We start from the raw sequence: 19,388 nt of genomic DNA on the forward strand, positions 1-19,388 counted from the left end.
CAGGCATGGGCGGGTCAAGGGGGGGAGCGGTCGGCGGCCGGGGTCAGGCCCGGTGCCCGGGCTCCATGGCGGGCAGCGAGCGGAAGGTGAGCGGGGCGGACCCGGTGCCGGCCGACACCTCGGTCGGTTCCAGCAGGAACCCGACGTGGTCGCCGACGTCGAGGCGCTCCAGGACTCGGCCCACCAGGTGGCGGCGGGCGCCGGTGAGCAGGGGCACGCCTCCGGGCCCCGGCCGCCAGGAGCAGCGGGCGAACTTGTCGATCTCGTCGCCGGTCCGCGAGCCGAACAGCGCGGCGAGCCGCCGCTGGTCGCCGTCCCGTCCGAGGACGTGGACGGCCAGGACCTCCGCCGCCTCGGCGATCCGGAAGGTGCGGTTGCGGCGGGACAGGCACACCAGGAACCGGAACGGGTCGATGCTGGTCTGCGTCGCGAACCCGACCAGGCAGCCCGCCCGCGCCCCCGTCCCGGCGTCGGCGGCGGTCACCACGAACATCGGGTAGTCGAAACCGTCGACGAACTGTTCGCTGTCCACCGTCTCTTCGCTGTCCACCGTCGCAGCCTATGAGCCGGGGCCCGCGCGGCCGAGGACCGCGGCCCGCGGGCGCGCCCGGTCACGCCGTCGCGCGGGCGGCGAGCAGGTCGAGGACGAGGCGCAGCGGCGGCCAGTTCGCGTGGCCGCGGCGGACCACCGCGTACGAGCGCAGGACGACCGGCGGGCCGGCCGGCGGCAGCAGGGCGGTCTCGGGCGGCACCGGCGGGCAGCGCCGGCGCCTCGGCGGGCTCGTGCTCGCGGATGCGCAGCCGCACCGCCGGGCGGTCGGCGAGGTCGGCGACCACCGGCAGCAGGGAGCGGCGGACGGCGGTGGCGAACCCGTCCCTTCCACTGGGGGCATGACCTCCACCTCCCCTCCCCCCGCCGCGCCTGCGGGGACGACCGCGCCGCGTCCGCGGGAGCCGCGCGCGGGGGCGGCGTCCGCGCGGGGGCACCGCCAGCGCGCTGGGGTTCCTCGGCCCGCTCGGCGTGGCGGTGGCCCGGGGCCGCGGCGGCGCGCGGCTGTGGCCGCTGCCGGCGGGCGCGGGGGTCCTGCTGCTCACCGAGCCCCGGCACGGCGCGACCGACCCGGTCGGCGTCGGCTGCGCCCTGGCCGCCGCCGCCTGCTGGGCCGTCTCCATGCCCGTCGCCGCCGTGGTGGCCACCGCGGTCGCCGGACCGCAGGTCGTGGACCGCCTCACCTGGCCGCTGCCGCCGGCCGGGCTGGGCCTGGCGGTCCTGGTGCCGGTGGTGCCGTTCATCCTCGAACTGATCGCTCTGCGGCGGCTCAGCACCGCCGCGTTCGGCACGCTGATGAGCCTGGAGCCCGCCATCGCCACCGTCATCGGCCTGGCCCTCCTCGGGCAGACGCCCGGCCCGCTCGCCGCCGCGGGCGTCGCGCTCGTCGTCATCGCCGGCGTCGGCGCCGAACGCACCGGGGCCCGCGCGGGTGCCCGCGCCGGCGCACCGTCCGGGGGCCGCCCGCCGGAACCGGGCCCGGATCCGGGGGCGCCCGTCAGTGCCGGGTCTCGATGAGGCGCCGCAGCGCGGCCCGGGCGGGCGGGCCCCACGTGGCCTTGCCGCCGGGCCGGCCGTGGACGCCGGCGTCGCCGATGAGGACGCAGGCGAGGGCGCGCAGCACCGCCCATCCGCGGGCGCGGCGCAGGGTCGCGGCGTCCGGGGCCGGGCGGTAGGCGGCGTGGAAGCGGTCGACGGCGCCGTCCGGCAGCAGGATCCAGGCGGCGGCGAGGTCGCAGGCCGGGTCGCCCGCGCAGAGGTCGCCGAAGTCGACCACACCGTGGAGGGTGCCGTCGGCGGTGAGGACGTTGGCCGGATGCAGGTCGCCGTGGAGCCACAGCGGCGGGCCCGCCCAGCCGGGCGCCGCGGCGGCGTCCTCCCACACCTCCCGGACGGCGTCCGGGTCGGGGACGAGCCCGAGGCCGGCGGCCGAAGCGAGCTGCTCGGCGAACCACGCGGTGTGCTCGGCCGGCGGGCCTCCGCGGTTCCGGCCGACGGGCGCCCCCTCGGGAGCGGGCCGGTGGAGCGCCGTCAGGAAGGCCGCCAGGGCGTCCGCCGCCTCCGCCCCGCGCGCGACGGGGGCGCGGTCGGCGGGCGTGCCCGGCACCCAGGTCGTGACGATCCAGGGGCGCGGGAACCGCGCGGAGGGCTCGCCGAGCCGCTGCGGGACGGGCACCGGCAGCGGAAGGCCCGGAGCGAGGACCGGCAGCCACGCGTGCTCCTTGCGCAGCAGCTCGTCCGCGGACGCCGTCGCCCAGGGCAGCCGCACGGCCAGGTCGTCCCCGAGCCGCCACAGCTGGTTGTCCCAGCCGCGGGCACCGAGCCTCACCGGGCGGCCGGCCAGGTCGGGGTGCTGGTCGCGCAGCAGGCCCCGCACCAGCCCCGCGGTGATCTCGATCTCGGAATGCGTCATGGGGAGCAACGGTAACCGGACGGCGGCGGCCCCGGCGCCGCCGCGCACGCGGGCACCGTTCCCGGTCCGTCATCGATGAGTCTCGCCGGCCTCCCGAGTCTGTATCCCCGAAACGCCGCACGATCGACCGCACCCGGGGAGAGAGCATGACCGCCACCTACACGTTCGACGTCTTCTCCAGCCTCGACGGCTTCGGCGCCGCCGGCGGCGACTGGACCGGCTACTGGGGCAAGCAGGGCCCCGAGCTGCTCGACCGCCGCCTCGCCCTGTACCGCGAGGAGCAGCGGATGGTCTTCGGGGCCGCCACGTACCGCCTGTTCGCCCGGATGCTCGCCGAGAGCACCGAGGACTCCGACGTGCGCGACCCCTGGGTCACCCGGATGTGGAACCTGCCGGCCACGGTCGTGTCGACCACGCTGGAGGAGCCCCTGGACTCGCCGGACGCGACCGTCGCGAACGGCGACGCCGTCGACGTCGTCGCCCGGCTCAAGAAGGAGTCCGCGGTGCCGCTGCGCTCCCACGGCAGCCTGTCGATGAACCGGGCGCTGATGGCCGCCGGCCTCGTCGACCGCGTCCAGGTGACGCTCTTCCCCGTGATCACCGGCGCGACGGGGCTGGACCCGGTCTTCCGGGGCGCCGCCGACTTCGATCTCGAACTGCTCGAGCGGCGGACGCTCGACGGCGACATCCAGGAGCTCGTCTACCGGCCCGCCCTGCACGCCTGACGGCTCCCCTCGGGACGAACCGGGAACCGGGACGCGCCACCGGCGGTCATACTCCTTCGGGACGATCTCGAGGAGTGTGGGTGCGTACCTTCGCGCGTGTGGTGACCGTACTGGGACTGGCGCTCGCCTCGTCGGCAGCCGGCGCGGCGCGGCCGGCGGCGGCGTGCGGCTGCGGCGCGATGATCGCCGACAGCTCGGTCCGGATCTCCGACGAGACGTCGATCGTCCGCCACGACGCGGCGGCCCGCACCGAGGACATCGTGATGCGGCTGTCGGCGGAGTCGGCGGAGAAGGACGCGGCCTGGCTGTTCCCCACGCCGTCCGAGGCGACGGTCCGGCTCGGCGAGCGCGGCTGGTTCGAGCAGCTCGACGCGCTCACCGAACCCCGCGTGGTCACCCGCCGGATCTGGTTCCCCGACCTGGGCTCCGGCGACGGCGCGACCGCCGGGGCCGCGCCGTCCGGGCCCGGCGGGTCCGTTGAGGTGCTCGGCGAGCGCGACCTCGGGCCGTTCCGGGTGGCGACGCTCGACGCCGACGACCCGGACGCGCTGAGCGGCTGGCTCGGCCGCAACGGCTACCGCCTCCGGCCCGACCTCGCGGAGGCGCTCGGCCCGTACGTCGAGCAGGGATGGAAGTACGTCGCGGTGAAGCTGCGGCCGAGTTCCGGCGACCGGCTCACCGGTGAGCTGGCCCCGCTGCACGTGTCGTTCGCGTCGGACGAGCTCGTCTACCCGATGCGGCTCTCGCGCCTCGCGGAGAACACGCAGCGCCTGCACCTCTACGTGCTCGCCGACCACCGCGTCGAGCAGACGACCGGCGCCCGCATGCGGCTGGCCTTCGCCGGACGGGTGGCGCCCGGTCAGGTGCGGTCCCCGGAACTGCGGGAGTTCCTCGGGGACGGCCGGTTCATGACCGAGCTCACCGACGCCTCCATCGACCCCGAGGAGATCGACGACGACTACCGCTTCGCGGCCTCGGGCGACGAGCCCTACCGGCAGGTCGTCTACCGGGAGGAGGTCGTCCGGTTCCTGGGCATGCCGGCCGGCTGGGTGATCGTCTTCGGCGGCGGCGCCCTCGCCGCGGGGCTGGGGGCCGTCCTGGCGGCGCGCCGTCTCCGGCGCTCCCGGGTCACCGGCGCGTGACCGCGCCGGGCCGCGCCCGCCGCCTCGAAACGTCGCAGCGCGCCGCTACTCTCCCTCCACCGGAACCGATCAAGGGAGCCCGCATGGACCTGCCCCTGCCGCGCACCGCGTACGACATCGAGTTCGACGACGAGGGCCGGGACGGCCACGCCTTCGGCCGCCCGCCCGGGCTGCGGCCCGAGCAGTGGCCCCGCTCCCGCGTGAACGGGCTGCCGATGGCGCACCTGTTCACCGTGCGGGTCCCGGAGGAGTACCGCTGCGCCGGCGGCGACCTGGCCGGGCTCAGCGTGTTCCAGTCCGACGACCACGTGGCCGACGCGGTGGAGGGGCGGCGGACGCGATCGGCGGGGCCGCCCCGCCGGAGCACGGCCCGCAGGCCGCGGCGTTCTGGTCCGCACTCGCGGCCTACGCGGAGGACCGCCATGCCCGTGAGCGCTACCGCGAGGACGAGATCGGCGGCGGCTGGGCCTGGATCTGGCTGACCGAAGCGGAGCTCGCGGCACCGCCCTGCCCGCTGCCCGACCCCGCGACGAAGGAGCCGGACCGGACGGACGACGACTGCGCCGACGCCTGGCGGCACGATCGTCCGGCACGCCCGCTGCGCCTCCGGGCCCGCGCCGACGACCCGAACGCCGGCAAGCGCTACGACGAATGGGGAAGCAGCGGGTCCGGGTACATCGAGATGCACTCCGAGGAGGGCGAGCGCCTCGGGCTGAAGGAGAGGTTCTTCGACCGGTGCCACTTCGGCGGCACCGCCACCGTGGCGAACGGCGGCGACTTCGGCCCGTTCTTCCTCGGCTTCGGCGAGGCGCTCGGCGACCCGAACCTCGGCGGCGGCGGCTTCGCGCACCTCGACCTGGAGACCGAGGAGATCGACTGGTCGCAGTGAAGGTCCTCCCCGGCCGGGCGGTCAGGTGAAGCGGTCGCGGAGTTCCACCTTGCGCACCTTCCCGGTGGCGGCCGCCCTGGGGAGGGCGTCGACGAACTCCAGGCGCTCCGGCCAGAAGAACGCCGTCATCCCGGCGTCGCGCAGCAGCGCCCGCACCTCCTCCAGCCCGATCCGGCCGTCCGCGGAGGCCGGTCGGACGACCGCGCAGATCGTCTGGTCGGCGCCGCCGAGCACCGGCAGCCCGACCACCGCCGCCTCCTCAACGGCGGGATGCCGGGCGAGGATCTCCTCCATCTCGGTGGTCGGCACGAAGAACCCGTTGCGGAAGACGGTGTCCTTCGTGCGGCCGGTGATGCGGATCCCGCCGCGCCCGTCGCGGCGGGCCAGGTCGCCGGTGTCGAACCAGCCGTCCTCGTCGCAGAACGACGCGTACAGCTCCTCCCGCCGCAGGTACCCCAGGCATTGGGCGGGGCCGCGCACCCGCAGCGCGCCGACGTCCTCCCGGCCGGGCAGCGGGTCGATGCGGACCTCCATGCCGGCGATCGGGCTGCCGTCGCTGTGCGCCGCCCAGTCCACCGGGTCGTCCGGGCGGCTGATCGTGACCGCGCCGTTCTCCGACATGCCCCACAGCGAGAACAGGCGCCGCCCGAACACCTCGCCCACCTCCCGGACGAGCGAGGTCGGGATCGGCGCGGACCCGCCGACCACCCAGCGCAGGGCGCCGAGGTCGCGCGGCCCGGCGCGCTGGGCGTCCACCAGCGGCCGCAGGAAGTGCGGCGGGGCGTACAGGTAGGTGACCCGGTGCTCCGCCAGCAGGTCCGCCATGGCGGCGCCGTCCGTGGTGTCCTGGAAGACCGCGGTGCCGCCGAGCGCGAGCGGCATCAGCATCCCGCGGACGAACCCGGTGTAGTGGGTGTAGGCGGCGACCATGGTCAGGACGTCGTCGGCGCCCAGGTCGAAGACCTCGGCCTCGCCGCGGATCGGCGCGTACAGGGTGTTCTGGCTGTGCAGGACGCCTTTGGGCTCGCCGGTGGTGCCCGAGGTGAACAGGGTCAGGTACGGCTCGTCCGGGCCGAGCTCCCGGCCATCGAGGTCCGCTTCGCGCGTCTTCTCCCACGGGGTGTCGAAGAAGAACTCGTGCAGGTCGCGGACGCCCGGGGGTTTCGGCCCGCCCGACACCACGACGTGCTCGAGCGACGGCAGCTCGGCGGCGAGCCGCAGGCCGAGCTCGCCCGGCGCCTCGCCGCCGAACTCGGCGAGCGTGACGAAGACCCGGGACTCCGTCAGGCCGAGGTAGGCCGCCAGCTCCCGCTCCCGGTACACCGGGAGGAGCGGGCAGATCCGCGCCCCGGCGCGCAGGCAGCCCAGCGCGAGCACCGTCAGCTCCCAGCCGTTGGTGAGGTGGACGGCGACGGTGTCGCCGGGTCGCACGCCCAGCTCGATCAGCGCCCCGGCGCAGCGGTCGGTCAGCAGGGCGAGCTCGGCGTAGTCGAGCGTGCGGGTGTCCCCCGAGTCCGCGCGGCGCGCGACGACCGCGGCCTTGCCGGGGTGGTCGCGCGCGTGCCGCCGCAGGTCGTCGAGGAAGGTCGCGTCCCGCCACCAGCCGCTCCGCCGGTACTCCTCGGACATCCCGTACCTCCGTCTGGTTCGCCTCGAACGTCGGATTCGATGGGTGGTCTCCCCGGGGCGCGTCACGCCGTGGAGAAGTGGAAGGCCGACCGGGCCGTGTCGCGCTCCCACGCGTCGCGGTCGCGGATGTAGAGGGCGTCGCGGGCCTCCACCGACAGCACGGTCATCCCGGTGCGGTCGAGCCGGTAGGTGATCCGGCCGGTCACCCGCTCGGCGACGCTCGTCACGAACGCCTGCGCGGCCACCCGGAGCGACCCGAACCAGCGGCCCTCGAGCGCCTCCCTGGTCCACGCCTGCTCCAGCGACAGCTTCTCCCGGATGGTCTCGGCGGGGACGGTGGCGCTCTCCAGCTGCCGGTACGCGTGGAGCAGCAGGCACGCGGCGGGCATCTCGCGGACCTCCAGCACCTTCTCGCCGCTGTCGATGTGCTCCAGGCCCGAGTAGCGGCCGAGACCGTAGCGGCCCGCCCGGCGGTTGAGGGCCCCGATCAGCTCGCGGAGGCCCGCGGGCTCCCCGTCCAGCGCCACCGGCCTGCCGGCCGCGAAGTCGATGGCGACCTTCTCCGGCCGCTCCGGCGGCGCGGCGGACGTCCAGGTGTAGAGGTCCTCGGGGACCGGGAACCATTCGGGGTCGTCCAGCAGGCCGGACTCGAACTCCCGGCACCACAGGTTGGAGTCCCCGCTGTGCGAGCGGTCGGCGAAGTCCGGGAAGCCCGCCTTCTTCAGCGCGGCCCGCTTGTCGTCGCGGCCGATCGCGTCGAGCTCGTAGGGGCTGCCGAAGTGCCCGTCGAAGCCGAGCGCGGCGATCGAGGTGTTCAGCCTCCGCAGGCTGTTCTGCGACCGGTTCGCGGTGTGCAGCACCACCTGCGCGCCGACCTCGCGGGCGAGCTCCACGGCCGCGCGCGCGAGCAGCGGGCGGCTCAGCGAGGAGCTGACCGGGTGGATGCCGAGATAGGACGCCTGCGCGGCGATGGCGGGCGCCACGAACTCGTCGGCGAAGACCGCCGCGCGGTCGGCCAGGACGTGGCGGGCGCCGAGCCGCGCCGCCCCGCCGGCGCTGTCGTCGTACTCGGCGTCGCCGCCCAGGCCCACCGACAGCGCGTACACCTCCAGGTCGGGGTGGCGGCTGAGCCGCCACAGCAGGTAGAAGCTGTCCAGTCCGCCGCTGAACAGCGTCACGACCCGCCCGCCGTTCCGGGCGACCGCTTCGATGTCGTCGAATTCGCGGACGCATTTCTTGGTCCACACGTCAAACCTCCGGAGCGGGACGCTCCCATGCCGTTCCGAGCCACGTCGGTAGTGAGAAACGGGACGCGGACGCGCGCCCGTGCAGATCCGGGGGGTCAGTTGACCTGGCGGTCCCTTCCCGCCCAGTGCGGCTTGCGGAGTTCGCGTTTGAGGACCTTCCCGGTGTTCGACAGCGGGAGGGCGTCGACGAACTCGTAGCCGGTGGGGGTCTTCCAGGCGATCAGCGGCTCGCAGTGCCGCCGGATGTCCTCCGCGCTCGCCGTCCGGCCGTGCTTGAGCACGATGACCGCGTGCACCTTCTCGCCCGGTTTGTCGTCGGGGACGCCGATCACCGCGACCGCGGCGACGGCGGGGTGGGACGCGACCGCCTGCTCCACCTCGGTGGAGTAGACGTTCCACCCGTCGACGTTGATCACGTCCTTGATGCGGTCGACGATGTAGAGGTAGCCGTCCTCGTCCATGTACCCGCCGTCGCCGGTGTGGAGCCAGCCGTCCCGGACGGTCCGCGCCGTCTCCTCGGGCTTGCTCAGGTAGCCGAGCATCATGGCGCCGGTGCGGACGAGGATCTCGCCGACCTCGCCGCGCGGCACCTCCGCGCCGGTCTCGTCGGCGATCCGCACCTCGGCGCCGATCGCGGGCCGCCCGGCGGACCGCAGCTTGCGGCCCGCGGCGTGGTCCTCCGGCGGCAGCAACGTGGCGAGCCCGAACTCGTTCATCCCGTACCACTGGTGGAAGGCCGCGTTGGGGAACACCTTCATCACCCGCGTCAGCAGCGCCTCGGTGATGGGCGCCGCGCCGTAGGCGATGCTCCGCATGCTGGACAGGTCCCGCTCGGCGATGTCCGGGCGGTCGACGATCTGCTGCATCGTGCCGGGCGCGAACGGCGCGTGCGTGACGCCGTGGCGCTCGATGGCGTCGAGGAGCCCGTCGACGTCGGTCGACCGGGGGACGACGGTGATCCCTCCCCACATCCCCTGGATCAGCCAGGTCACCATCATGGAGATCGAGGAGAAGTTCGACGTGATCAGGATGCGCCCGCCGGGGACGCCGTGGCACGGGACCCGCGCCGGGAGGATCAGCGCCTGGTGGACGAGCCCGGCGTGGCTGACCACGACGCCCTTGGCGCGTCCCGTCGTCCCGCTGGTGTAGACGACGCAGGCGGGGTCCTCCCCGCCCCGGCGGGCGTCCTCCACCGGCCCGGTGCCCGCGATCAGCTCCTCGAACCCGGCCATCCCGGCCGGCGGCGGCCCGTCGCCGACGTGGACGACCTCGCGCAGGTCGGGGCAGGCCGCCCTGATCTCCTCGAGACGGTCCAGGAACGCGTCGTCGATGAAGAGGATCTCGGTCCGGGACTCGGCCAGCGCGTAGATCATCTCGCGCGTGCTCCACGCGGGGTTGACCGGGTGGAACACCCCGTTCGCCCACGCCACGGCCAGGAAGAACTCGATGTAGCGGTCCGAGCCGAGGGCGAGCATCCCCACGTGTTCGCCGCTCCCCACCCCGCGCTCCCGCAGGGCGCCCGCGAGGCGGGACACCCGGTCGGCCTGTTCCCGCGCCGTACGGAACCGGTCGCCGTAGGCCGTGACCGGCTCGTCCGGGGCGAGCTGCAGCGCCCGATGGACGATGTGGGTTAGGTGCATGGTGTCCTCCGAGTAGCGAACGGGCCGGGCAGGGCCCGCCGACCGGGATCGCGCCGCCCGTCCGGGTTCACGGCGTTCACAGCGCGGTGGCGAGTTCGTCGAGGGCCGCGGTGAGCACGTCGACGCCCCGCAGGTACTCGCCGATCTCGATGTGCTCGTCGTCGGCGTGGTCCAGCGAGCTGTCGCCGGGGCCGTACGTCGCCATCGGCACGTTCCAGTGGGGTGCCACGGTGTTCATGTCGGACGTGCCGGTCTTGAGGGTCGGGCGCGGCCGTCCGCCGTGCCGCCGGATCGCCGTCGTCACCGCCCGGACGACCGGGTCGGACCGGTCGCGGCGCACGGCGGGGATGTACCGGACGACCGTGACCTCGCCGCCGTCCGCGCGCCCGCGCAGCCGCGCGGCCAGGTCCTCGACGTCGAAGCCCGGCGGGACCCGGCAGTCGATGTCGACCACGGCCTCGGTGAGGTCGCCGCGGATGCCGCGCAGGGTCGCGGCGGGCGCCCCGAACGCGCCGTGGTCGGCGCCGGGCCCGAGCTCCTCCAGCAGGCCGCGCCAGAATCCCGCCGCGACCTCGCTCGCCTTGGCCACGGGGTTGGTGGAGTGCGTCGCGGGGCGCGCCACCCGGTACTCGATGTCGATCTTGCCCTTGTAGCCCAGCACGACCCGCGACCAGCCGCTCGGTTCCCCCACGACCAGCGCATCGGGCGCCGGGACGGTGCGCGCCAGGTGCTCGCCGCCGCGCGAGAGCCGCTCCTCCTCGACCGCCCCCGCGACCCGGATCGTGCCGGGGAAGGTCGGCCGGGCGGCCGCCGCGCTGATCATCGCCGCGAGCGGCCCCTTCGCGTCCGCGGCGCCCCGGCCCACCAGCCGGTCGCCGTCGCGGCGCGCCGGCAGCGGCCGGTCGACGGTGTCGAGGTGGCTCAGCAGCATCACCACCGGGCCCCGCCCGGTGCCGATGTCGCCGATCACGTTGCCGACCTCGTCGCGGTACGCGGCCATGCCGAGGTCGTTCATCGTCTTCTCGAGGAAGCGCGCCAGCTCGTCCTCGCGGCCGGACGGCGAGGGGATGTCCAGCATGGCGTGCAGCAGGTCGACGGGCCCGATCATGTGATCTCCAGGGTCGTGCCGGCGCCGCGCAGGGCCGCGGTGACCGGACGGGGCACGCGCCCGTCGCAGACCGAGACCCGGGGGACGCCGGCGAGCAGGGCCTCGCGAGAGGCGATGAGCTTGCGGTGCATGCCGCCGCTCGCCGCGTACGGCACCGGGCCGTCGGGGGCCAGCGCGCAGCGGTCCAGGACGGTGTCCTCGTCGGCCGCGTCGCGCAGCAGGCCGGGTGCCGTGGTCAGCAGCACCAGCCGCTCGGCGCCGAGCGCGCCCGCCACCGCCGCCGCGGCCCGGTCGGCGTCCACGTTCACCGGCGCGCCGTCCTCGCCCAGCGCGGGCGGCGACACCACCGGGACGAACCCGCCGTCGAGCAGCACCCGCAGCACCCGGGTCCGCACGCCGGTGACGCGCCCGCTGTGGTCGTCCCGGACGAGCACGGTGCGGCCGTCCCGGACGGTGCGCTGCGCGGGTTTGCGCCGCGCCCGCAGCAGCCCGCCGTCGAGCCCGGTCAGCCCGACCGCCGGGACGTCCGCCGCCGCGAGGGCGCGCAGCAGCCGCGGCTTGACGCGTCCCGCGAGCGCGAGGGTGACGACGTCCAGCATGGCGGGGTCGGTGTACCGGCTGGTCACGCCGCTGGGCGACACGAGGGTGCGGGCGGGCACGCCCAGCTCCCCCGCCAGCCGGTCGGCCTCCGGGCCGCCGCCGTGCACGAGGACGACCTCGCCCGCGCGCCCGGCCAGGTCCGCGCACACCGGCTCGGGCGGCACCGCGCCGCCGCACTTCACCACGGTGACGCCCATCAGACCGGGTGCAGGCCGGGGAACCCCAGGCCCAGGGTCTCGGGCTCGCCGGCGCGGATGTTGAGGCACTGCACCGCGGCGCCCGCTCCGCCCTTCACGAGGTTGTCCAAGGCCGCGATCGCGGTGATCCGGTCGCCGTCCACCGCGAAGCCGACGTCGCAGTAGTTCGAGCCGGACAGCAGCTTCGGGTCGGGGAACCGGTGCGCGCCCGTGCGGTGGGCGACGACCCGGACGAACGGCTCGTCCGCGTAGCGTTCGCGGTAGGCGCGCCGCAGGGTCTTCTCGTCGGCCGTCCCGGTGGCGTGGCAGACGACCTGCACCCCGCGCACGGCCTCGACGCCGGTGGCGGTCATCCGGGCGTCCAGGCCGGTCAGCCGGGTCACCTCGGCCTCGTGCCGGTGCCGCACCGGGGCGAACACCCGCATCGCGCCGCTGCGCTCGGCGTGCAGGTTGGCGGCCCCGGCGAGCGCGCCCGAGCCGCTCGACCCCGTGCGCGCGTCGATCTGCACGTCCGGCCGGACCAGCCCGGCCAGCGGCAGCAGGGCGAGGGTCGCGGCGGTCGCCGCGCATCCCGGCACGCTGATCAGGTCGGCCCCGGCCAGTTCGGCCCGGTACATCTCCGGGATGCCGGGGACGAACGCGCCGAGCAGTTCGGGGGCGGCGTGCGGCACGCCGTAGTACCGCTCGTAGACCGCGGGGTCGGGGTCCCGGAAGTCCCCCGAGAGGTCGATGACCGTGCCCGCCCGCTTTCTCACCTCGGGCAGCAGCGCCATGGTGGCCCGGTGCGGCGTGGCCGTCAGCAGCACGTCGCAGGTGTCCAGGTCGTCCGGTGCCGTGAACACCAGGTCGGTCTGGCCGCGCAGGTTGGGGTGGACGGAGTCGGCGCGGCGGCCCGGGAAGCGGGTGGAGACCGCCTGCGCGACCGTCGCCCCGGGATGCCCCAGCAGCAGCCGCAGCAGTTCGCCGCCCAGGTATCCGGCGGCGCCCATGACGCCGACCCGGATCATGTCGCCTCCCCGGTTCGCGCGCCCGGCGCCGACCCGGCCGCGGCGGCGGGCTCGGCGCCGGCGCGGGACGCCGCGTCCAGCAGGTGCGCGACGATGGCGTCGGCCACGTCGACGGCGTCGCCGTGCGCTTCCTGGAACCCGTGGAACTCCACGGTGTGGTTCACCTCCAGGACGAGGGGCCCGGCGGGGCCCTCGACCAGGTCGACGCCCAGCACCCCGCCGCCGACGGCGCGGGCGGCCGCGCGCGCCGGCTCGGTGAGGTCCGGGGTGAGCGGGCAGGGGACCGACCGCGCGCCCCGGGCGGCGTTCGTCCGCCAGCCGTCCGCGTAGCGGTACGTCGCGCCGACCACCTCGTCCCCGGCCACGATCACCCGGATGTCGCGGTTCGGCTTGTCGACGAGTTCCTGCAGGTAGACGATGTGCTGCTGCGGGGTCGGCAGGGCGGCGCGGTGCTCCAGGACGGTCTCCGCCTGGTCCCGGTCGTGGACGGCCGCGACCAGCCGCCCCCAGGACCCCGCCAGCGGCTTGATCACGACCGGGAAGCCCAGCCGTTCGGCGGCGTCGGCGCCCGCCTCGGGGGCGAGCGCGACCGCGGTGCGCGGGACGGGCACCCCGGCGCGCCGCAGCAGCAGCGTGGTCCGCAGCTTGTCGCCGCAGGCGGTGATGGTGTCGGACGTGTTGACGGTCGCGACGCCGCGGGCCTCCAGCAGCAGCGACGCGTACAGGCCGCGGCTGTGGGAGATCTCCCGGTTCAGCGCCGCCGCGTACTCCGGCGCGCCGCCCGCCGCGGGCCCGCCCGGCTCGTCGGCGAGCCGGCGGGTGTCGACGTGCGCGTACGCGACCCCGCGCCGCTCCAGCGCGGCGAAGATGCGTTTCTCCTCGTAGCGGACGCGGGAGGCGAGGACGGCCACCGGCCTCACTCTCCCCAGTCCTCCTCGATCTCGGGGGCGAGTTCGAGGGTCACCGGGTCCAGGGCGACGACCTCGAGTTCGCTGGAGCAGTCCGCGCACTGGGCGATCTCGCTCATCCGGACGGGCTCGGCGAGCCGTACCGGGCCCTCACACTCGGGACAGGCAAGGGTCATCCGTACCACCTCCATGGGTTCCGCTGAACAGCTTCAGTGCCGCGGCGACGGCCGCGTCGGCCGTGATGCCGTACCGGTCGAGCAGGTGCTCCTGGTCGCCCGCGCGCTCGGCGAACGTCGCGGGCATGCCGATCCGCGCCACCCGGACGGGCGCGTGCTCGGCCAGCGTCTCGGCGACCGCGCCGCCGAGCCCGCCCGAGCGCCAGTGCTCCTCGACGGTGACGACGCCCCGGGCGCCCGCGGCGGCCTCCAGGACCGCGTCCGCGTCGAGCGGGTGCGGCGTGTGCAGGTTGAGCACGGCCGCCCGCACCCCGCGCGCCGCCAGCAGGTCCGCGGCGCGCAGCGCGGCCAGCACCGGGTGCGGCCCGCACGCCATGAGCGCCACGTCCCCGGGCGGCGGCCGCAGCCACTGGGCGCGGCCGATCTCGAACGGGGCGGCGCCGGGTCCGCCGCCGTCCAGGTCCGGGGTGGCGCCGCGGCCGAGCCGGATGTAGACGGGGCCGGGCAGCGCCAGACTCTGCCGGACCGCCTCCTCCGCCTGCCGCGCGTCGCCCGGGACGACCACGGTGAAGCCCGGCAGCATCCGCATGATGCCGAGGTCCTCGAGCGCGTGGTGGGTCGGTCCGAGGTGCCCCGCGGCCAGCCCCCCGTGGGTCGCGACGATCCGGACCGGCAGCGCGTTGTACGCGATGTCGATCTTGATGAACTCCAGCGCGCGGGTGGCGGCGAAGGTGGCCATCGTGGTGACGAACGGCATCTTCCCGCTCGCGGCGAGCCCGGCGGCCGTGCCCATCAGGTTGTGCTCGGCGATCCCGAGGTTGAGGTAGCGGCCGGGCACGGCGGCGAAGGCGTCCCGCTCGAACAGCCCGGTGTCGCTGTCGAGGCAGTAGAGCCGCTCGTCGGCGCCCATCAGCCCGGGCAGCAGGTCGCGGTACACCTCCCGCGCGGACCGCGGCCGTGCGGCCGGGCGCTCGTCCGTCCGCGTTCCCGAACGCCGGTCCGGGCCCGCTTCCGGGCGCCGGTCCGGCCGGTCTCCGCGCGCGCCGTCCGGCGTGCCCGTCCCGTCGCCGGTCACGGGGCCTCCTCCCTTCTGCGCCGGGCGCGCAGCACGGCCAGCGAGCGGTCGGCCTGGCGGCCGCTCAACTTCGCGTAGTGGCTGCGGGTCTTCGCCTCGACCGACGGGAGCCCGCGGCCCTTCACCGTGTGGGCGATGACCGCCACCGGGCGCCCGTCCCGGCGCGCCGCGCTCCCGTTCGCGCCGGACGCGCCGGACGCGCCGGGGGCGAGCACGCCGCGCAGGGCGGCGAAGTCGTGGCCGTCCACCTCCCGCACCGACCAGCCGAAGCTCCGCCAGCGGTCCGCGAGCGGCTCCAGGCCGATCGCGTCCTCGGTGGGACCGGTGATCTGCAGCCGGTTCCGGTCGATGACGGCCGTCAGGTTGCCGAGCCCGAGCGCGGCGGAGGCCATGGCCGCCTCCCACACCGAGCCCTCCTGCAGCTCGCCGTCGCCGAGGACGGCGAAGCAGCGGCGGTCCCGGTCGGCGAGCGCGAATCCGTTGGCGAGCGCGAGCCCGTGGCCGAGGGAGCCGGTGGGCATCTCCACCCCCGGGACGGCGCGGACCGGATGGCCCATGAGCCTGCTGCCCGGCCGGGCGTACTCCGCCAGCTCCCCGACCGGGAAGAAGCCGCGCTCGGCCAGCACGCCGTACAGGCAGATGGCGCCGTGCCCCTTGCCGAGGACGAGGATGTCGCGGTCCGCGGCGGCGGGGCGGCGCGGGTCGATCCGCATGACGTCGAAGTAGAGGACGGTGAGGATCTCCACCAGCGACATCGACCCGCCGAGGTGGCCGCCCTCCGGCCCGCCGCACATGCCCACGATGTGCTCGCGGACCCGGTGGGCCGTCGCCGCGAGGTCCGCCCGCGCCGGCGCGCCCATCAGGCCCGGCCCGGCAGCGCGGCCAGCACGAAGTGCCCCGGCAGGTGCACGGCGAGTCCCTCGCGGATCTCGGCGACCAGCGCGCCGCCGTCCAGCCGGATCACCGACGAGCGGCGGTCCAGCAGCGTCGCGGCGGCGGTGAAGTCGCCGACGAGCGCCGTCCCCGGGGGCACCATGCGGGTGCGGCTGACCTTGACGCCCTGGGCGGCCAGCCGTTCGAGGAACGCGCCGTCCTCGACCAGCGGCCACCAGTCGTCCGGGTGCAGGACGATCCCGTCGGCGGACCCGCCGTACCACTCGCACAGCGCCGCCGTCGCCAGCAGCGCGCGGGCGGCCGACCCGCGGTCCTCCGGCGCGGACGGGCGGTGCCGCAGCCCCGGGGTCCGCAGCAGGCCGCGGATCGGACCGTTCCCGTTGAGCAGCACGTCGTTCTCCGCCGTGCCGAGCCGCACGAGCAGGCGGTAGTCGACGAACGCGGCCAGCGCCGCCGGGTCGGCGAGGATCTCCGCCGGCACCGGGACGGACGCGCTGACCGTCTGCGTCCGCACCGTCGCCGCGCCCACCTCGAACTCCCACTCGGGGGCGGCGTCGTCCGGCTTGGTGTTCTCGGCCCGCTCGGTGAAGACGACGGTCTCGTCGGCGTCCACGACGGCCTTGCGGAGCAGGTGCCGGACGGTGAAGCGGGGCCGGCGCTTCGCGGGCGGGAACAGGTCGCTGATGGACGCGCGCAGCTCGACCCGCGCGCCGGGCCCGTGCCGGGCGTGGGCGAGGGCGAACTCCTCCCCCGGGCTGCGCCGCGTCAGTGCGGGATCGTCCAGCAGCATGTGCACGTCCGACATGGATCACATCCCCAGGGAGCGGCCGCCGTCGACGACCTGGACGGTTCCGGTGACGAAGCTCGCGCGGGCGCTCAGCAGGAACGTTCCCACGGCCGCGACCTCCTCGGGCCGGGCCACCCGGCCGAGCGGGATGCCCGCCTCCGCGGCGACGCGGGCGGTCTCCGCCTCGGCGTCGCCGGTCAGGTCGGCGAGCAGGGCGTCCGTCGCGGTGTAGCCGGGGGCGAGCACGTTCACGGTGACGTCCCCGGGGCCCAGCTCGTGGACCAGCGTCTTGGCGTAGCCGATCAGTCCCGGCCGGACGATGCCCGACAGCGCGAACTTCGGGATGATCTCGCGGACCGTCTCGCTGGTGATCATCAGGATCCGCCCCCAGCCGGCCCGGCGCAGGTGCGGCAGCGCGGCCTGGACGAACGCGATGTGCCCGACCATGCCCAGTTCGAGCGCCGAGCGGTAGTCGTCGGGGCCGAACGCGCTCGTCGGCCCGGCGGGCGGCCCGCCGGCGTTGGCGACCGCGATGTGCACCGCGCCGTGCTCGGCGGCGGTGTCGTCGATCCAGGCGCGCGTCGCGTCGGTGTCGCGCACGTCCAGCGCGCGGGTGCCGACCTCGGCGCCCAGCTCGGCGCGGATCTCGTCGCGGGCCTTGGCCAGCCGGCCCGGGTCGCGGCCCGCGATCGACACCGCGGCGCCTTCGCGGACCAGGTCGCGGGCGAGCGCGAGGCCGATGCCCGCGGACCCGCCGGCGACCAGGGCCACCTTTCCGTTCAGTCCCAGGTCCACGTCGTCCCCTTCGGGTAGCCGTACCGGTGGAGCAGCGGAAGCGAGAGAAGGGTGGTGGCGGCGCGCCGCGGGCCGGGCATCGCGGTCCGCCACCGGCGGTCCTCCTCGATGGCGGTCCGGCCCCGCCCGAAGCGGTTCGGGTTGCCGGTGACCGTGTGGTTGCCGCCGAGTTCGACGGTCCCGTCGGCGCCGACGGGGTTGGGGCCGCCGTGCCCGAGCAGGTCCAGGACGGCGTCCACCGCGGCGCGCGGGCTCCCGGCCACGGCCTCGTACAGCATGTGCAGCGAGTCCTCCCGGTGCGCCCGGCCGACGGCCTCGGCGGCGAGGTTGAATCCGGTCCAGTGCAGCGTGCTGTCCAGCAGGGAGCGCTGCCCGGTGTAGTCCTTGTTCCGCGCCCATGACCAGGCGGCGGCGCGCGGATCGCGGATGAGGTGGACGTAGCGGCCCTCGATGCCCGGCATCCGGGACAGCAGCGCGGCGTCGGAGGCGTACTTGGAGCCGTCGACGATCACTTCCGCGCCGGAGACGCGCGCGATGGCGCGGTAGGTCGCGGCGAGCGTCTCGGGCCAGCCGTTGCGCGGCGGGGCCCGCAGCACGCGCCAGGTGTGCCGGGTGCGGTACTGCTCCTGCCAGGCGACCACTTCGGCCGCGTGCCTTTCGAGGGAGAGCCCGGCCGGCCTGACTTCTTCCAAAACCTCGGACCAGAAGGGGCACTTGCGGTGATTCTCGCCGCAGCCGCACCGCGCGTTACTACCGGTACCGAGCACTCCATTACGCCAGAGGAATCGCAACTCGCCCACATGGACGATACCTGGAACCTCGGCCAGAACATTACCCAGCATGGTGCTGCCGTTACGGCACCAACCGGTGATGTAAAGCACTTTCACTGACGATCACAACCCTCCGAGCGGGACGGGTCCGCGTCGACCTCGAACATGGAAACATGATCTTGCACGAAGGGGAATTATCAAGATAGGAGCATGATTGGCTCCGTTTGTTGTGATGTTGTGCCATAAAGGGGCGGGCGGGCGGCCGCGGTGTCAGGCGCTCCAGGAGGGGCGGGCGACGATCTCGACGGCGGCGCACGACCAGGCGAATCCGGCGCCGATGCCGACCAGCAGGACCCGGTCCCCCGGCGCCGCGCGTCCGGTCTCCACCAGGTGCGTCAGGCCGGTGAGCTGGTCCGCGGCCCCGACGTGCCCGGTGCGGCGGCCCCAGTCCCACGCGGTGCGGTCGAGGTCCAGCCCGAGCGGTTCCGCGTACTTCGTCCGGAGGACGTGCTCGCCGACGTTGGGGAAGACGTACCGGTCGATGTCGCCGGGCTTCAGACCGGCCTCGTCCAGCGTTCCGCCGACGGCGTCGGCGAGGCCGGACGCGATCCGCTCCCCCACCGAGCCGCCGGGCCGGTCCGCGGCGCCCCCGGCGAACGCCGCCCGGCGGTCCCGCACGTCCACCGGGCGGCCCGGCGCCGCGGCGAACGGCTCGGCGCCCCGGTACATGCCCTCCAGCCCGGTGTCCACCACGGTCGAGACGGCCAGCAGCCGCGCGAACCCGGTCCGGCCGATGACCGCCGCGGCCGCGCCGTCGCCGTACACGATGCCGCGCACGTCGCCGCGCCAGCGGTCGAAGCCGGGGTCGGCGTAGCGGTCGGCGGTCGTGACCAGGGCGGCGCCGCGGGAGGCGTCGGCGGCGAGGTAGGAGGCGGCCAGTTCCACCGCGCCCAGCGCGCCCGCGCACATCTGCTGGACGTCCAGCGCGGGCGCCCGGCGGCCCGCGTCGCCCAGGACCTCGCGGTGCACGTACGCGGCGGCGGGCCAGTAGTCGATCCCCTGGAACCACGCCGAGGCGTGCAGGAGGAGGGACACGCCGGACGCCGGCGTCCCGGACCGGGCGAGCGCCAGCCGCCCCGCTGCGGCGGCCATCTCGGGCGGGGCCTCCCCGTCGGCGACCGTGACGGAGGCGTACCCGTCCGCCCGCCGGTCCTCCGGGTCGTACCGGCCCTCGCCGACCGCCGTGTCGACGTCCACGGCGGGCGGCAGCCGGTACGCGAGCCCGGAAAGGAACAGATCACCGCAACGCATTCGAACCTCCGAGGGTGGTGACGGTA

General features: G+C 75.4%; 22 protein-coding genes. 5 read left to right on the plus strand and 17 right to left on the minus strand.

Annotated features, from left to right (window positions below; genetic code table 11):
* Positions 1–43: 43 nt before the first annotated feature.
* Positions 44–550: a flavin reductase family protein gene (locus DMH08_RS04065; protein ID WP_233617385.1), complete on the minus strand. Its 507-nt coding sequence runs from the start codon at positions 548–550 to the stop codon at positions 44–46.
* A 61-nt stretch (positions 551–611) separates the two neighbouring features.
* Positions 612–752 (minus strand): hypothetical protein, encoded by a 141-nt coding sequence (locus DMH08_RS04070; RefSeq protein WP_199747608.1) that lies wholly within the window; start codon positions 750–752, stop codon positions 612–614.
* 269 nt (positions 753–1,021) lie between these two features.
* On the opposite strand from DMH08_RS04070, the gene DMH08_RS04075 reads away from it, so the two are divergent.
* Complete coding sequence (locus tag DMH08_RS04075; protein WP_199747609.1) at positions 1,022–1,567, plus strand: EamA family transporter; 546 nt, start codon at positions 1,022–1,024, stop codon at positions 1,565–1,567.
* On the opposite strand, the gene DMH08_RS04080 is transcribed toward DMH08_RS04075, so the two are convergent.
* A complete protein-coding gene (locus DMH08_RS04080; protein WP_125611793.1) occupies positions 1,548–2,462 on the minus strand; it encodes a phosphotransferase in 915 nt (304 codons plus the stop codon). The two genes, DMH08_RS04075 and DMH08_RS04080, sit on opposite strands and share 20 nt — an antisense overlap.
* Before the next feature lie 146 nt (positions 2,463–2,608).
* Between DMH08_RS04080 and DMH08_RS04085 the strand changes: the two genes are divergently transcribed.
* The 4 genes from DMH08_RS04085 (at position 2,609) to DMH08_RS04100 (ending at position 5,218) form a co-directional block, all read left to right on the plus strand.
* Positions 2,609–3,187, plus strand: coding sequence for a dihydrofolate reductase family protein (locus tag DMH08_RS04085; protein WP_026401522.1), 579 nt, complete (start codon positions 2,609–2,611; stop codon positions 3,185–3,187).
* A gap of 98 nt (positions 3,188–3,285) precedes the next feature.
* Positions 3,286–4,329 carry a DUF2330 domain-containing protein gene (locus DMH08_RS04090; RefSeq protein ID WP_125611795.1) on the plus strand — a complete coding sequence of 348 codons (1,044 nt, stop codon included), beginning with the start codon at positions 3,286–3,288 and terminating at the stop codon, positions 4,327–4,329.
* Between the two features lie 83 nt (positions 4,330–4,412).
* A complete protein-coding gene (locus DMH08_RS04095) occupies positions 4,413–4,811 on the plus strand; it encodes a hypothetical protein (RefSeq protein ID WP_125611797.1) in 399 nt (132 codons plus the stop codon).
* Positions 4,812–5,011: 200 nt separating this feature from the next.
* Positions 5,012–5,218, plus strand: a complete 207-nt coding sequence (locus DMH08_RS04100; RefSeq protein ID WP_125611799.1) for a hypothetical protein — start codon at positions 5,012–5,014, stop codon at positions 5,216–5,218.
* A gap of 21 nt (positions 5,219–5,239) precedes the next feature.
* Here the strand turns inward: DMH08_RS04100 and DMH08_RS04105 are convergent, their stop codons facing one another.
* The 14 genes from DMH08_RS04105 to DMH08_RS04170 form a co-directional block, all read right to left on the minus strand.
* Complete coding sequence (locus tag DMH08_RS04105; RefSeq protein WP_125611801.1) at positions 5,240–6,847, minus strand: AMP-binding protein; 1,608 nt, start codon at positions 6,845–6,847, stop codon at positions 5,240–5,242.
* Positions 6,848–6,909: 62 nt separating this feature from the next.
* Complete coding sequence (locus DMH08_RS04110; RefSeq protein ID WP_034517029.1) at positions 6,910–8,094, minus strand: argininosuccinate synthase-related protein; 1,185 nt, start codon at positions 8,092–8,094, stop codon at positions 6,910–6,912.
* 95 nt (positions 8,095–8,189) lie between these two features.
* The gene (locus tag DMH08_RS04115; protein WP_125611803.1) at positions 8,190–9,734 is read right to left on the minus strand and encodes a class I adenylate-forming enzyme family protein; all 1,545 of its coding nucleotides are present in this window, start codon (positions 9,732–9,734) and stop codon (positions 8,190–8,192) included.
* Positions 9,735–9,810: 76 nt separating this feature from the next.
* Positions 9,811–10,842 (minus strand): M20/M25/M40 family metallo-hydrolase, encoded by a 1,032-nt coding sequence (locus DMH08_RS04120; RefSeq protein ID WP_026401519.1) that lies wholly within the window; start codon positions 10,840–10,842, stop codon positions 9,811–9,813.
* On the minus strand, positions 10,839–11,639 hold the full coding sequence (locus DMH08_RS04125) for a [LysW]-aminoadipate kinase (RefSeq protein ID WP_034517025.1): 801 nt from the start codon (positions 11,637–11,639) through the stop codon (positions 10,839–10,841). The genes DMH08_RS04120 and DMH08_RS04125 overlap by 4 nt, the downstream gene beginning before the upstream one ends.
* Positions 11,639–12,646: an N-acetyl-gamma-glutamyl-phosphate reductase gene (argC, locus tag DMH08_RS04130; protein ID WP_026401517.1), complete on the minus strand. Its 1,008-nt coding sequence runs from the start codon at positions 12,644–12,646 to the stop codon at positions 11,639–11,641. Before argC ends, DMH08_RS04125 begins: the two co-directional genes overlap by 1 nt.
* Positions 12,643–13,557, minus strand: coding sequence for a lysine biosynthesis protein LysX (lysX, locus tag DMH08_RS04135; protein WP_233617386.1), 915 nt, complete (start codon positions 13,555–13,557; stop codon positions 12,643–12,645). The genes argC and lysX overlap by 4 nt, the downstream gene beginning before the upstream one ends.
* Before the next feature lie 5 nt (positions 13,558–13,562).
* The gene (gene lysW, locus DMH08_RS04140) at positions 13,563–13,730 is read right to left on the minus strand and encodes a lysine biosynthesis protein LysW (RefSeq protein ID WP_026401516.1); all 168 of its coding nucleotides are present in this window, start codon (positions 13,728–13,730) and stop codon (positions 13,563–13,565) included.
* Positions 13,705–14,805, minus strand: coding sequence for a transketolase family protein (locus tag DMH08_RS04145; protein WP_199747610.1), 1,101 nt, complete (start codon positions 14,803–14,805; stop codon positions 13,705–13,707). The genes lysW and DMH08_RS04145 overlap by 26 nt, the downstream gene beginning before the upstream one ends.
* Positions 14,802–15,665 carry a transketolase gene (locus tag DMH08_RS04150; protein ID WP_125611805.1) on the minus strand — a complete coding sequence of 288 codons (864 nt, stop codon included), beginning with the start codon at positions 15,663–15,665 and terminating at the stop codon, positions 14,802–14,804. The genes DMH08_RS04145 and DMH08_RS04150 overlap by 4 nt, the downstream gene beginning before the upstream one ends.
* Positions 15,665–16,504 carry a family 3 encapsulin nanocompartment shell protein gene (locus DMH08_RS04155; RefSeq protein WP_125611806.1) on the minus strand — a complete coding sequence of 280 codons (840 nt, stop codon included), beginning with the start codon at positions 16,502–16,504 and terminating at the stop codon, positions 15,665–15,667. Before DMH08_RS04155 ends, DMH08_RS04150 begins: the two co-directional genes overlap by 1 nt.
* 3 nt (positions 16,505–16,507) lie before the next feature.
* Positions 16,508–17,281 (minus strand): SDR family oxidoreductase, encoded by a 774-nt coding sequence (locus DMH08_RS04160; protein WP_125611808.1) that lies wholly within the window; start codon positions 17,279–17,281, stop codon positions 16,508–16,510.
* Entirely contained in the window at positions 17,266–17,973 is a 708-nt protein-coding gene (locus tag DMH08_RS04165) for a hypothetical protein (RefSeq protein WP_199747611.1), read from the minus strand. The genes DMH08_RS04160 and DMH08_RS04165 overlap by 16 nt, the downstream gene beginning before the upstream one ends.
* Positions 17,974–18,321: 348 nt before the next feature.
* Entirely contained in the window at positions 18,322–19,362 is a 1,041-nt protein-coding gene (locus DMH08_RS04170; RefSeq protein WP_026401512.1) for a ketoacyl-ACP synthase III family protein, read from the minus strand.
* Between the last annotated feature and the right edge of the window lie 26 nt (positions 19,363–19,388).

Source organism: Actinomadura sp. WAC 06369, assembly GCF_003947565.1.
In the GTDB taxonomy this organism is placed as follows: Bacteria; Actinomycetota; Actinomycetes; order Streptosporangiales; family Streptosporangiaceae; genus Spirillospora; species Spirillospora rifamycini.

Coding starts and splice junctions, on each gene's coding strand:
- DMH08_RS04095 (WP_125611797.1), top strand. CDS start 4,413: ATGGACCTGCCCCTGCCGCGCACCGCGTACGACATCGAGTTCGACGAC.
- lysW (WP_026401516.1), bottom strand. CDS start 13,730: ATGACCCTTGCCTGTCCCGAGTGTGAGGGCCCGGTACGGCTCGCCGAG.
- DMH08_RS04125 (WP_034517025.1), bottom strand. CDS start 11,639: ATGGGCGTCACCGTGGTGAAGTGCGGCGGCGCGGTGCCGCCCGAGCCG.
- DMH08_RS04085 (WP_026401522.1), top strand. CDS start 2,609: ATGACCGCCACCTACACGTTCGACGTCTTCTCCAGCCTCGACGGCTTC.
- DMH08_RS04105 (WP_125611801.1), bottom strand. CDS start 6,847: ATGTCCGAGGAGTACCGGCGGAGCGGCTGGTGGCGGGACGCGACCTTC.
- DMH08_RS04155 (WP_125611806.1), bottom strand. CDS start 16,504: ATGTCGGACGTGCACATGCTGCTGGACGATCCCGCACTGACGCGGCGC.
- argC (WP_026401517.1), bottom strand. CDS start 12,646: ATGATCCGGGTCGGCGTCATGGGCGCCGCCGGATACCTGGGCGGCGAA.
- DMH08_RS04115 (WP_125611803.1), bottom strand. CDS start 9,734: ATGCACCTAACCCACATCGTCCATCGGGCGCTGCAGCTCGCCCCGGAC.
- DMH08_RS04150 (WP_125611805.1), bottom strand. CDS start 15,665: ATGGGCGCGCCGGCGCGGGCGGACCTCGCGGCGACGGCCCACCGGGTC.
- DMH08_RS04080 (WP_125611793.1), bottom strand. CDS start 2,462: ATGACGCATTCCGAGATCGAGATCACCGCGGGGCTGGTGCGGGGCCTG.
- DMH08_RS04100 (WP_125611799.1), top strand. CDS start 5,012: ATGCACTCCGAGGAGGGCGAGCGCCTCGGGCTGAAGGAGAGGTTCTTC.
- DMH08_RS04170 (WP_026401512.1), bottom strand. CDS start 19,362: ATGCGTTGCGGTGATCTGTTCCTTTCCGGGCTCGCGTACCGGCTGCCG.
- DMH08_RS04120 (WP_026401519.1), bottom strand. CDS start 10,842: ATGATCGGGCCCGTCGACCTGCTGCACGCCATGCTGGACATCCCCTCG.